Origin of the sequence: Paraglaciecola sp., from assembly GCF_051252315.1 — a bacterium.
Taxonomy (GTDB): domain Bacteria; phylum Pseudomonadota; class Gammaproteobacteria; order Enterobacterales; family Alteromonadaceae; genus Paraglaciecola.
This window is the reverse complement of the sequence record NZ_JBPOFP010000123.1, coordinates 1-12,476: the sequence shown is the minus strand read 5'-3', so window position 1 is coordinate 12,476 and position 12,476 is coordinate 1. Positions and strand designations below refer to the sequence as shown.

Sequence of the window (12,476 nt, the reverse complement as noted above, 5' to 3'; positions counted from 1 at the left end):
AACTTATACCAACCAAGCTTTTTGTCACTCAGAGAAAAATTTCCATTTCTGTATAAATTAGAGCGAATTTGACTCGAATGTTTATTTTTAAATGGCATAATATCGCCAGATCATCCTCTATTCTAATTTACCACTAAGGAACATCATGTTTGAAGTACTTCCGCAACTTCCAGCCGACCCTATATTAGGTTTATCTACCGCTTTCAAAGCTGATACCAACCCTAATAAAATAGATTTAGGTGTAGGTGTCTATAAAGACGAAGAAGGTCGTACTCCGATCTTAAATACAGTTGCTAAAGCACAAACCATTCTATTAGGTAAAGAAGATTCAAAAACCTATATCACTCCACAAGGTGTACAAGGTTACATAGATGGCATGTTGCAACTTATGTTGGGCAAAGGTAATCCTGTGTTATTAGCTGATAGAGTAGCTGCTGTTCAAGCGCCTGGTGGCTGTGGAGCACTGAGAATTCTAGCTGAATTGATTAAGCGTTGTGATGATAAATTAACAGTATGGGTAAGTGACCCGACTTGGGCTAACCACATACCTTTAATTGGCAATTCTGGATTAAATATAGAAACGTATCCTTATTTCGATAAAGACAGCGCCAGCATTAAATTTGACGCTATGATCGATTGCCTTAAACAAGTTAAAAAAGGTGACGTAGTTTTACTACATGGCTGCTGCCACAACCCAACCGGTGCCGATTTAACCAATGAACAATGGCAGATAGTATTGGAAACCGCTCAACAAACTGGATTTATTCCATTTGTAGACGTGGCGTACCAAGGTTTTGGAGACGGCTTAGACGAAGACGCTTTCGGCATGCGTTTATTGGTCAATAACTTACCTGAAGTAATTATTGCTGCTTCGTGCTCTAAGAACTTTGGTTTGTATCGTGAAAGAGTCGGTATTGCAGTTATGGTTACACCCAATACAAGCATTCGCCAGGCCATACAAACTCAAATTCAATCTATTGCCCGTGGGATATATTCTATGCCTCCTTCATACGGCGGTGCTTTAGTCGATATCATTTTAAATGACGAAACATTGCGTGCCGAATGGCAATCAGAAGTTGAAGATATGCGTTTACGTATGCAAGACTTGCGTGGTTTATTGGTATCTAAATTAAAAGAAAACGGTGCGAATAAAGATTTCGAATTTGTTAAAAAACAAAAAGGAATGTTTTCATTCCTTTGTATTACACCCGAGCAAGTACAAGCGGTACGTGATAAACACAGTGTTTATTTTGTGGGCTCAAGCCGAGTGAACATAGCTGGAATTAGTAAAACAAACGTTGATACGTTAGCAAAAGCATTAGTATCTGTTTTGTAAAAACAAACTAACAAGACATAAAAAAACCGGCCATTTGCCGGTTTTTTAATATCTTAAACATTTAAACCTAAATACGTCTTACACTATTCAGACGGTTTAGAGTTTTCTACGCGGCTCTTTAATTTCTGACCAGGCCTAAACGTAACTACTTTACGGGCTTTGATTGGAATATCTTCACCTGTTTTAGGGTTTCTGCCCGGGCGTTCACTTTTTTGCCTAAGGTCAAAATTACCAAAACCAGAAAGCTTAACTTGCTCTCCTGATTCTAAAGCTTCACGTATCTCTTCAAAAAAAGTCTCAACAAGATCTTTTGCATCTCGTTTATTAAGACCCAATTTCTCAAATAAATGTTCCGCCATTTCGGCTTTGGTTAATGCCATTCCGTCAATCCCTCAAAGATGCTTCAAATTTTTCTGATAATTCAGCTAAAATACCATCGACAGTTGTTTGTATGTCACTTTCTTCCAACGTCTTGGTCTTATCTTGTAAAATAAGTGAAATTGCTAAGCTTTTTTGGCCTTCTGCAATACCCTTACCTTTATACACGTCGAACAAGTTTAGGCCAACTAATTGATTTGCGCCAAATTTTTCTATACAACTCAAAATTTCGCCAACAACTTTATCATCGTCTACAACGATAGCAATGTCACGTCGATTTGCAGGAAATTTTGAAATTTCTTCTAATTTAGGTAATTTTTTCAACCCAAGGGCACTAAAATCCAACTCAAAAGCAAATGCTCGCGTGTTTAATCCTAACTTTTTCTCAAACTGCGGATGTATAGCACCTAAATAACCTAACAGCTGGTTATCTTTAAAAATAGCTGCACTTTGGCCTGGATGTAATGCACTATGTTCTTGTGCTACAAATTGATAACCTGTGACGCCAGCACTGTCTAGAATATTCTCAACATCACGTTTAACGTCGAAGAAATCAACTGCTCTGGTTTCAAAATTCCAACTTTCGTCGGCCAAATTTCCGGTTACAACACCACTTAACACCAATTCTTGTTTTACGCCGGTTTTTTCAGTCTCATCGGGAATAAATCGCAATCCAGATTCAAACATCCTAACGCGCGATTGCTGGCGTTTTTGGTTATATGAAACAGCTAGTAATAGGCCTGTCCATAAACTGACTCTCATGACTGACATTTCCGAAGAAATTGGATGAGGTAATACTAAACCGCCAATTTCAGGATATAACAAAGCTTGAATTTTAGGGTCGACAAACGAATAAGTAATGGCTTCTTGATACTCAGCTTCAACCAACACATTTTTCAGTTGCTTTAAGTCAACCTGCTGCTCTTGCCGTTTAGACATTTTGAGTGTCGAAACCGGCGCTACGTTAGGTATTTGGTTATAACCATAAACCCGAGCAACCTCTTCAATTAAGTCTTCTTCAATACTGATATCAAACCTATAAGCAGGTACTGAAACATGCCAAACAGCCTCATTCAGCTTCATTTCAAAGCCTAAACGCTGAATAATATCTGAGATAGTCTCTTCTGATATTTCAACACCTAACACGCTAGTTAAACGACTGTGACGTAATGTAACTTGTTGTACTTTTGGTAGGTGAGCTTCTTCAACGGCCTCAATTACAGGTCCAGCTTCGCCCCCCACAATTTCAAGCAATAAATTAGTTGCCCGTTCCATAGCAGTACGCTGCAACTGAGGGTCAACACCGCGCTCGTATCTATGCGAAGCATCAGTATGTAAACCGTATTGGCGGGCATTACCTTTAATTGCGTCTGGGGCAAAAAATGCGCTTTCTAAAAAGATATCTTTAGATTCAGCAGTCACGCCTGAATCAAGTCCACCAAACACCCCTGCCATAGCAAGTGCCTTGTCTGAATCAGCAATGACTAGCGTATTATCTTTTAATGTGACTTCATTACCATCTAATAAAGTCAACTTTTCGTCTTGCTTGGCAAGCCTAACGATAACGTCGCCTGACAATTTATCATTGTCAAAAGCGTGCATTGGATGACCTAACTCCAAAAGCACAAAGTTAGTTATATCCACAACTGGATCAATGCTTCGAATGCCTGCACGTCTTAACTTTTCGACCATCCATAAAGGCGATGTGGCGTCTAGATTAATGCCCTTAATTACACGCCCTAAGTAACGAGGACATAACTCTGGATCCGCTAGTTGAATAGCACGGTTATCAGTGATTGTAGCTTGAACTGAAGTCACTTCAGGTTCAGTTACATTTTCCTGATTTAATACACCCACCTCACGAGCTAAACCTTTAATCCCTAAACAATCTGCACGGTTAGGAGTTAAATCAACTTCAATTGTCACGTCATCAAGTTGTAAATAGTCTCTGATGTCATGGCCTATCGATGCATCATTCGGCAACTCTAAAATACCGTCTGACTCATCTGCTATGCCTAACTCTGAAAAACTACACAACATACCAAAAGAAGGCTGGCCACGTAATTTGGCCTTTTTGATTTTAAAGTTACCCGGTAACACAGCTCCCACTTTTGCAACAGCAACTTTGATACCTTGGCGACAATTTTTAGCACCACAAACGATATCGAGTAACTCGTCTTCACCAACATTAATTTTGGTGACTTGTAACTTGTCGGCATCTGGATGTTGGCCACACTCTACGACTTCGCCAACAACAACGCCGCTAAATTCACCTGCGACAGGCTCAACGCCGTCAACTTCAAGACCAGCCATACTTAACTGCTCAGACAAAGCATCAGTTGAGATACTAGGGTTTACCCACTCTCTTAACCACTTTTCACTAAATTTCATATTATTGGCTCGACTTATTTAAATTGCTTAAGGAAACGAAGATCATTTTCGAAGAACGACCGTAAGTCATTCACTTCGTAACGCAACATAGTCAAACGCTCGACTCCCATACCGAAAGCAAAACCCGTGTATTCTTCTGGATCAATATTGACTGCTTTTAACACATTAGGATGAACCATTCCGCAGCCTAATACTTCTAACCACTTACCATTTTTGCCCATAACATCAACTTCGGCTGAAGGTTCGGTGAATGGGAAATAAGAAGGTCTAAAACGTACCTGTAAATCTTGTTCAAAAAAGTTGTTTAGAAAGTCATGAATAATTCCTTTCAGCTCAGCAAAACTGACATTTTTGTCCACCATCAAACCTTCTACTTGATGAAACATTGGCGTATGAGTTTGATCGTAATCATTTCGATATACACGACCAGGAGAAATAATACGCAACGGTGGCTGTTCCACTTCCATAGTTCTAATTTGCACACCAGATGTTTGAGTACGTAACATCACATCAGGATTAAAATAAAAGGTATCGTGGTCAGCTCTTGCTGGATGGTTTGCTGGAATATTTAAAGCATCAAAGTTATGAAAACCATCTTCAACTTCAGGCCCAGTTTTCGCAGTGAAACCTAGTTCACTAAAGAAACTTTCAATTCTGTTGATTGTGCGCGTAACTGGGTGTAAACCTCCACGAGCCGTTCCTCGACCAGGCAAGCTTACATCAACTTTTTCACCTGCTAACTTTTGATTTAATTCTTGCGTACGTAAAAAGTCGCCTCTAGCTTGAATTAACTTTTGAATTTGTTGCTTGGCCAAGTTGATTTTTTGACCCGCAGCAGGACGCTCTTCATTAGAAAGCTTACCCAAACCTTTAAGCAGTTCAGTCATGCGGCCTTTCTTGCCCATAAACTCAACACGTATTAAGTCTAGTGTATTCACGTCTTGCGCAGCGTTTATCTGTTCTTCAGCCTGCGTAATAATGGCGTCGAGATCCATAGATTCCCCGATGTAATAATAAGTCTTAGAGCTGATTAAGCTTAGGCTTAATAACTTTAAGTAATAAATATAAAAATAGCCGAGCATTCTACATGAAAAATCGAGTAGTCAGAACACCCTAAGCTATTAAAATTTATATAAATATTAGTTTTTATCGGAATAAATTAAAAATAGGATATTAATACAGAATTTGAAGGGGAAAATAATTTATTCAGACATAAAAAAACGGCGAGCCATCCTGACTCGCCGTTTCTGTGAAAGAACTTAAACTTAATTGTTAAAAAATTAAGCTAATGCACCTTTAGCAGCATCTACTAATGCGCTAAATGCGTTTTTGTCATGTACCGCAATGTCGGCTAAGATCTTACGATCAATTTCGACAGAGGCTTTCTTAAGACCGTTAATAAAACGACTATAAGACAAACCATTTTGACGTGCGGCAGCGTTTATACGAGCAATCCACAATTGACGGAATTGACGTTTACGTTGACGACGGTCACGATATGCATATTGACCAGCTTTTGTTACTGCTTGTACAGCAACGCGATAAACTCGACTACGAGCTCCATAATAACCTTTGGCTTGCTTTAGTACCTTTTTGTGACGGGCACGTGCAACAACACCACGTTTTACTCTTGCCATTTTCTAGTCTCCTGTCTTAAACGTAAGGTAACATGCGTTGGATCAACGCAGTGTCAGCCACATGTGCTAATTTTTTGCCACGTAAGTGACGTTTACGCTTAGAACTCTTCTTAGTCAAAATGTGACGTAAGTGAGACTGTTTACTTTTAAAGCGACCAGAAGCAGTTTTCTTAAAACGCTTCGCAGCTCCGCTGTGGGATTTCATTTTAGGCATTGCTAAAACTCCGCATTGTTAATAAGACTTGTTGTTTTGCAGAAACGCTAAGTCTAAGTTTCATATTTAGCAGCAAGGTGAGAACGGGGGCAGAATCCGACCTACTTGTAAACCTTAACTACTTCTTGATTGGGGCAAGCACCATGATCATCTGACGACCCTCTACCCTATTAGGGAAAGACTCGCAGTTAGCAATGTCTTCTAAATCCGCGCGAACGCGTTTTAGTTGTTCAATGCCAATCTCTTGGTGAGCCATTTCACGTCCGCGAAAACGAATCGTTACTTTAGCCTTGTCACCCGCTTCTAAAAAGCGACGCAGGTTGCGCAGTTTTACCTGGTAATCGCCTTCATCAGTGCCAGGGCGAAATTTAATCTCCTTGACCTGAATTTGTTTCTGTTTTTTCTTTTGCTCTTTAAGTGTCTTGCTCTTTTCGAACAAGAACTTACCGTAATCCATTACTTTACATACTGGCGGCTCAGCATTAGGGCTAATTTCAACCAAGTCTAAATTTGCTTGTTCAGCAGTATCCATAGCTTCAGTGATAGACACTACGCCTAACGGTTCACCATCTTTACCCACCAAACGAACTTCATTTAATGTAATTTCTTCGTTGATCCGAGCTTTGTTCGAATCTTTAGCCTTCATGTTAGCGCTTTTAATATGTTATTCCTCCGCAAAATTAATCAGATATGTTTGTTGTCAACTTCTAACATGGCTTTTTCGATAAAGTCATCAATTGACATTTTACCGAGGTCATCACCTTTACGCGAACGTACAGCAATTTCACCGCTTTCCATCTCTTTATCGCCAACAACAAGCAAATATGGTACACGCCTAAGCGTGTGCTCGCGGATTTTAAAGCCTATCTTCTCATTTCTCAAGTCTAACTTTGCTCTAATTCCACTTTCTTTTAACTTTTCTAGTACTTTTTGCGAATAATCAGCTTGTTTATCAGTAATATTCAAGATAACTGCTTGTGTTGGTGCCAACCAAAGAGGAAACAAACCTGAGTATTCTTCAATTAAAATACCGATAAAGCGTTCTAGAGATCCTAAAATCGCTCTATGGATCATAACTGGTACTTTACGTTCACCATCTTCAGCGACATAAGTAGAACCTAAACGACCCGGCATAGAGAAGTCGAGTTGTACCGTTCCACATTGCCAAGCTCTGTCCAAACAATCATGTAATGTAAATTCAATCTTAGGACCATAAAAAGCGCCTTCACCTGGTAGGTACTGAAACTCAATCCCTTTAGAAGTTAAGGCTTCGGCTAATTCTTTTTCCGCCTTATCCCACATTTCTTCACTTCCTACACGTTTTTCTGGGCGCGTAGACAATTTCACTGAGATAGCTTCAAAACCAAATATTTTATAAATTTCGTAAACCGAATCTATACAACCACCGACTTCTTGCAAAATTTGCTCTTCAGTACAAAAGATATGTGCATCGTCTTGGGTAAAGCCACGTACACGCATTAAGCCGTGCAATGCGCCAGATGGTTCATTACGGTGACAACAACCAAATTCAGCCATACGTAATGGTAAATCACGATAAGATTTAAGACCTTGGTTAAAGATTTGAACATGCCCTGGGCAGTTCATTGGTTTTACCGCATATTCACGTTTTTCTGAAGTCGTCGTAAACATGTTTTCAGCATATTTGTCCCAATGACCTGACTTCTCCCATAAGGTACGGTCCATCATTAATGGTGCTTTTACTTCTTGATAATCATATTCACGTAATTTTCCACGAATAAATTTCTCAAGTTCAGTATAAATACTCCACCCATCGTTGTGCCAAAACACCATGCCTGGCGCTTCTTCTTGCCAATGGAATAAATCGAGGGCCTTACCAATTTTTCTGTGATCACGCTTTTCAGCTTCTTCTAAACGATTTAGATAGGCTTTTAATTGTTTTTTGTCTGGCCAGGCTGTGCCATAAACACGTTGCAACATTTTGTTATCGCTATCACCACGCCAGTATGCTCCAGCCACTTTCATTAATTTGAAGTGCTGACAAAATTTCATGTTAGGAACGTGAGGACCACGACACATGTCGATATATTCTTCATGATGATACAAACCAGGTTTGTCATCTTTTTCAATGTTCTCATCAAGAATTTGCATTTTGTAGGTTTCGCCGCGAGCTTCGAACGCATCTCGGGCTTCTTGCCAGCTCACTACTTTTTTCACTACTTGATAATTAGTCTTGGCTAATTCAAGCATGCGTTTTTCAATTTTTACTAAGTCGTCTTCATGTAAAGGCTCTTCCATATCAATGTCATAATAAAAGCCATTATCTATGGTGGGCCCAATCGCCATTTTTGCATTTGGATATAACTGTTTTATGGCGTGGCCAATTAAATGCGCACAAGAGTGACGAATAATTTCTAATCCATCTTCATCTTTAGCCGTAATAATTTGTAACTTAGCGTCTTGTTCAATCATGTCACAAGCGTCAACGCGCACACCATCAACTTTACCTGCAATGGTAGCTTTAGCTAATCCAGGGCCAATGTCATTAGCAACATCTAATACAGATACTGGGTTATCAAATTGGCGTTGACTGCCATCGGGAAGAGTAATTACGGGCATAGTTAATCCTTAATGCAGTGGTGACACCTACCAAGCGCCACATGCGAATGTTTTAAATGGTTTTAGATAAACCGATAAATAAAAAAACACCCTTTTCGGGTGTTTGGAAAATAAAGATAAAGTTCGAGAACTATCAATTTGGCGGCATTATACAGAAATATGCTTTGTTGATGCAATGATGAATAGAATTGTTAATTACAGATTAATATAAAAAACCTAGATCACATTACTTAATCAACCATACAAGTTTGTTTAATACACCATAATTAATTGGCAACATTTACGTTAGGAGACGGTCATGTGGCATTTTATTAGCGAACAAATTAGCCAAAGTATTAATACAGATTTTATTTGTGACGACGTGCGCGATATCCCCGAAGGAGACAGCCATCAAACATTTCGGATTTCTGATGGAAAACACCGGTTTTTCGTCAAAGTAAATGAAAAAATACAGCTCACTAATTTTCAAGCTGAAGCTGAAGGGCTTGAGCATCTCAATAAAATAGAATTATTCAAAGTCCCCAAAGTCATCACCCATGGCGTTGTATCAAACCATAGTTTTCTTGTGCTTGAGTACATTCATATGCAACAAGGTGACGACAAAGGCTGGCGCAATTTTGGTCACCTTCTAGCTACAATGCATAGAGAACACAAACAAGAAATGTTTGGTTGGCAAGATGACAACTATATTGGACGCACTCCTCAATATAATAAATGGCAAAAGAACTGGAGCCAATTCTATGCAGAACAACGTATTGGTTATCAATTACAACGTCTAGCTGAAAAAGGCCATCAACTTGCCAATATTGAAAAAGTAATTGAGTCTGTCAAAACATTACTTGGAGGACATAATCCAGAGTCATCAATGTTGCATGGTGACTTGTGGCAAGGTAATACTGGCTTCTTTAAAAACCAAGCAGTGTTATTTGACCCGGCTTTTCATTATGGCGATCGAGAGACTGATCTTGCTATGACAGAACTATTTGGACGTTTTCCAGAGGAGTTTTATCAAGGTTATAACGACAATTGGCCATTGAGTACAGACTATCAATACCGTAAGCCTATTTATCAACTTTATCATACGTTAAATCATGCATTATTATTTGAAGGGCACTATTTAGACAGTGCTAAAACCATGCTAAAAAATTTAGATAGCTAATTTAAATCGCTAACTTTGAAGATCACAAAAAGCTAAATTGTCTAGGCTTTATAATCGTTCAGATATATGCTTACGACATCATCACAAAAACATAATATTATGCATAATAAAGTTACCTTCATTACCGGCAGTGCCAAACGAATAGGCGCCTATACGGCTCAGTATTTGCACAATCTTGGATCGAATATCGTTATCCATTGTAACCAGTCAAGATTAGAGGCGGAAACCTTATGTAAAACCTTGAACCAAATTCGTCCTAAATCAGCGAAACTAGTCCAAGGAGATTTATCAGATATTTCTTCAATTCAACGTATTGGCCAACAAGCGATTGATTCATTCGGAAAATTAGACGTACTAATTAATAATGCATCAAGCTTTTACCCCACCCCTATTGGCTCTATAACAGAAAAAGATTGGTACAGTTTAGTAGGCAGCAATATGCAAGGTCCGCTTTTTTTATCTCAATATGTTTCGCAAGTATTGGCAAAAAACAACGGGACGATCATCAATATGGTTGATATTCATGCCGCTAAACCGTTAAAAGACCATACCCTTTATTGCATGGCCAAGTCGGCTTTAGTCACCATGACTCAATCATTAGCGTTAGAACTTGCACCTAATGTGAGAGTAAATGCCGTCGCTCCTGGCGCGATCTTGTGGCCTGAACAATCAATCAACCAAGCAGAAAAAGAAGAGATCATGCGTCAAATTCCAGCCGCCAGATTAGGTGAAATAGAAGACATTGCGCAAGCCATTCAGTATTTAATTTCAGCAACTTACGTCTCCGGACAAATACTTGCTGTAGATGGAGGCCGCAGTATTTCATCTTATACCAAAGGTTAACCTCTTAATGTTAGGGCAAAAAATCATCGCTGTTATTCTAGTCGGATATTTTTGCTCTTCTTGCTCTAAAAACGCGTCACTAGTGGATAAGTTAGACGATTACCAAGCACGGTTATCCAATGTATTAAGTGTTGAAAATCAGCTAATTTCCACAATTGTATTAGCCCCATATCCAACAAAATCTGGTTTAACACTGCCCATACATGAAACAAAAATAAAACTTTTTGAGTTTTATAAATTAAAACATTGTCGCTTGTATTCAATCATTGCTCAGCGCAACACCACTCTAGGTAAGGTTCAACTTCCCTCTACACGTTATTTATATGAAAGTGAGTTAATTCAAGCAATAAACGAATGTATTAACGCTACTCGAGATGAACAACTGGTTAATAAGTTAAACCGCTGGCTGAAAACAAAAAAACAAAACTATCCTTATGTATGGGGACATATGATCCAACAAGGTAATGAGTTTAAATATGGTTTAAGTTCAAATCAAAATCATATTAAGGGCGATGAGACCGACGGCTTGGCTGTCACCTTAAATGCCCTACATTATTTGCTTAATATTCAACATAGCCAAATTAAACAAAGCCAAATACTTGAGAACCACCTGCAGCAATTTCAACATTATGCCCTGCCAGCCAAATTATGGTTGAGCCAAAAAGTACTTAGCCAGCATTTGAGAAAATCCACTCACTTTTTAATTAAAAATAGTGAGGGTTTAATTTGTGACAAACCAAAAGATAAAATAAAAATAGAATACCTAACCAACATTTTTTATCGATATTTTATTAAGGAAATACAACCAATTGCGAGTAAAGTGAATCAATATCATTATCAACTTGAACCTATTTTTACTCAACTCGTGCAATTGGAACACTTATCAAAGGCCTTCAAACTCTACATTAAACAATACAACGAGCTAGGCATTGTTGAATACCAAGATGCCATCAGCCGGCATATTCAATTTTGGCAAAACCTACAAAAACGTTGCAATATTCCAATCCCCAAGCAGGTTTAGGCCCCTAACCCATCAGCATAATTATCTTTGGGTGGATCCAAACGAGTCACTTACACAAGTTAATAAATAGTATTTCATATCAATTTTGTATGTTTAGTGTGCACTTAGACTTATTAGGATAAAAATGACTTGCAGTGATATAGGTGCGTAGTTATTATACGCGCCGCTTTAGACGCAATGTTTAAACAAGTTTTAGAATACAACCGTAGCTCAGCTGGTTAGAGCACCACCTTGACATGGTGGGGGTCGGTGGTTCGAGTCCACTCGGTTGTACCAATTTACAGTAGTAATAAATCCTCATCATTATGACTTCAAAACACACATAAAATCTATCTGTATCTGTTTGTAATTATTACAATTAATCCTTTTTGAAGAATCATGTCCCCCTTCGTACTCTGTCCTAAATAATGGGCTTTTACCTACTTAAATAAATCATTTTGAACAAGTAATGTTTAATGAAAACCTGATTTGTGCCCAAACTGTGCCCACTATTTTCGTTTTCTTACTTTTGAAGCTCTTTTTTTTTGACCCCTACCACACAAAATAAAAATACTTTTTAACAAGTAGTGATATAGAAACTTTACCTACTTAAGCTACAAATTCAATTTATTGTAAAGCAACAGTAAATGCAAAAAAGCAATAAACGCATAACTACGTTTAGGATTTCTAATTGACAGCTACCTATCATACTTTTGATTTTCAGTTTTTAGTCTCTTTACATTCATCGCCATAACTCCAAAATCACTCATGCCGAGAAAAATTCCCTCATTACTCCTTACCACTTTTCCAAAGGGAGCAAACACATGATCCGAATAACCACATTGCCTAGGTAAAACTACTCTTATCAACGCAGTATTAACCCCTAGGGTACTATGAATAAGCTTTTCCCAACGCCTAAT

Annotated in this window: 12 protein-coding genes and 1 tRNA gene; 5 read left to right on the top strand and 8 right to left on the bottom strand. The window is 38.5% G+C overall.

Annotated elements, in window-relative coordinates; genetic code table 11:
* Positions 1–145 precede the first annotated feature (145 nt).
* Entirely contained in the window at positions 146–1,336 is a 1,191-nt protein-coding gene (locus tag ACSHXM_RS18220) for an aromatic amino acid transaminase (RefSeq protein WP_435691149.1), read from the top strand.
* An 83-nt stretch (positions 1,337–1,419) separates the two neighbouring features.
* Here the strand turns inward: ACSHXM_RS18220 and ACSHXM_RS18215 are convergent, their stop codons facing one another.
* The 7 genes from ACSHXM_RS18215 to thrS form a co-directional block, all read right to left on the bottom strand.
* Positions 1,420–1,716, bottom strand: a complete 297-nt coding sequence (locus tag ACSHXM_RS18215; RefSeq protein WP_235310370.1) for an integration host factor subunit alpha — start codon at positions 1,714–1,716, stop codon at positions 1,420–1,422.
* A 4-nt stretch (positions 1,717–1,720) separates the two neighbouring features.
* Positions 1,721–4,105, bottom strand: a complete 2,385-nt coding sequence (gene pheT, locus ACSHXM_RS18210; RefSeq protein WP_435691146.1) for a phenylalanine--tRNA ligase subunit beta — start codon at positions 4,103–4,105, stop codon at positions 1,721–1,723.
* 14 nt (positions 4,106–4,119) lie between these two features.
* A complete protein-coding gene (gene pheS, locus ACSHXM_RS18205) occupies positions 4,120–5,100 on the bottom strand; it encodes a phenylalanine--tRNA ligase subunit alpha (protein ID WP_435691144.1) in 981 nt (326 codons plus the stop codon).
* 285 nt (positions 5,101–5,385) lie between these two features.
* Positions 5,386–5,742: a 50S ribosomal protein L20 gene (rplT, locus tag ACSHXM_RS18200; protein WP_435691142.1), complete on the bottom strand. Its 357-nt coding sequence runs from the start codon at positions 5,740–5,742 to the stop codon at positions 5,386–5,388.
* A 16-nt stretch (positions 5,743–5,758) separates the two neighbouring features.
* Entirely contained in the window at positions 5,759–5,956 is a 198-nt protein-coding gene (gene rpmI, locus ACSHXM_RS18195; protein WP_235310366.1) for a 50S ribosomal protein L35, read from the bottom strand.
* Between the two features lie 118 nt (positions 5,957–6,074).
* Entirely contained in the window at positions 6,075–6,602 is a 528-nt protein-coding gene (gene infC, locus ACSHXM_RS18190) for a translation initiation factor IF-3 (RefSeq protein ID WP_435691139.1), read from the bottom strand.
* Between the two features lie 38 nt (positions 6,603–6,640).
* A complete protein-coding gene (gene thrS / locus ACSHXM_RS18185) occupies positions 6,641–8,554 on the bottom strand; it encodes a threonine--tRNA ligase (RefSeq protein ID WP_435691137.1) in 1,914 nt (637 codons plus the stop codon).
* Positions 8,555–8,852: 298 nt separating this feature from the next.
* Between thrS and ACSHXM_RS18180 the strand changes: the two genes are divergently transcribed.
* The 4 genes from ACSHXM_RS18180 (at position 8,853) to ACSHXM_RS18165 (ending at position 11,853) form a co-directional block, all read left to right on the top strand.
* Complete coding sequence (locus ACSHXM_RS18180) at positions 8,853–9,713, top strand: fructosamine kinase family protein (RefSeq protein ID WP_435691134.1); 861 nt, start codon at positions 8,853–8,855, stop codon at positions 9,711–9,713.
* A 99-nt stretch (positions 9,714–9,812) separates the two neighbouring features.
* Entirely contained in the window at positions 9,813–10,556 is a 744-nt protein-coding gene (locus tag ACSHXM_RS18175; protein ID WP_435691132.1) for a pteridine reductase, read from the top strand.
* A 7-nt stretch (positions 10,557–10,563) separates the two neighbouring features.
* Entirely contained in the window at positions 10,564–11,577 is a 1,014-nt protein-coding gene (locus tag ACSHXM_RS18170) for a DUF3080 family protein (protein ID WP_435691130.1), read from the top strand.
* A gap of 199 nt (positions 11,578–11,776) precedes the next feature.
* Positions 11,777–11,853 (top strand) — tRNA-Val (locus ACSHXM_RS18165).
* A gap of 401 nt (positions 11,854–12,254) precedes the next feature.
* Here ACSHXM_RS18165 and ACSHXM_RS18160 read toward each other — a convergent pair.
* A partial coding sequence (locus ACSHXM_RS18160) for a hypothetical protein (RefSeq protein WP_435691128.1) occupies positions 12,255–12,476 on the bottom strand: 222 nt, incomplete at its 5' end.

Bases quoted from the DNA above. Each gene is read 5' to 3' on its own strand.
- thrS (WP_435691137.1), bottom strand. From the start codon at position 8,554: ATGCCCGTAATTACTCTTCCCGATGGCAGTCAACGCCAATTTGATAAC.
- pheS (WP_435691144.1), bottom strand. From the start codon at position 5,100: ATGGATCTCGACGCCATTATTACGCAGGCTGAAGAACAGATAAACGCT.
- ACSHXM_RS18215 (WP_235310370.1), bottom strand. From the start codon at position 1,716: ATGGCATTAACCAAAGCCGAAATGGCGGAACATTTATTTGAGAAATTG.
- ACSHXM_RS18180 (WP_435691134.1), top strand. From the start codon at position 8,853: ATGTGGCATTTTATTAGCGAACAAATTAGCCAAAGTATTAATACAGAT.
- pheT (WP_435691146.1), bottom strand. From the start codon at position 4,105: ATGAAATTTAGTGAAAAGTGGTTAAGAGAGTGGGTAAACCCTAGTATC.
- infC (WP_435691139.1), bottom strand. From the start codon at position 6,602: ATGAAGGCTAAAGATTCGAACAAAGCTCGGATCAACGAAGAAATTACA.
- ACSHXM_RS18175 (WP_435691132.1), top strand. From the start codon at position 9,813: ATGCATAATAAAGTTACCTTCATTACCGGCAGTGCCAAACGAATAGGC.
- ACSHXM_RS18220 (WP_435691149.1), top strand. From the start codon at position 146: ATGTTTGAAGTACTTCCGCAACTTCCAGCCGACCCTATATTAGGTTTA.
- rplT (WP_435691142.1), bottom strand. From the start codon at position 5,742: ATGGCAAGAGTAAAACGTGGTGTTGTTGCACGTGCCCGTCACAAAAAG.
- ACSHXM_RS18170 (WP_435691130.1), top strand. From the start codon at position 10,564: ATGTTAGGGCAAAAAATCATCGCTGTTATTCTAGTCGGATATTTTTGC.
- rpmI (WP_235310366.1), bottom strand. From the start codon at position 5,956: ATGCCTAAAATGAAATCCCACAGCGGAGCTGCGAAGCGTTTTAAGAAA.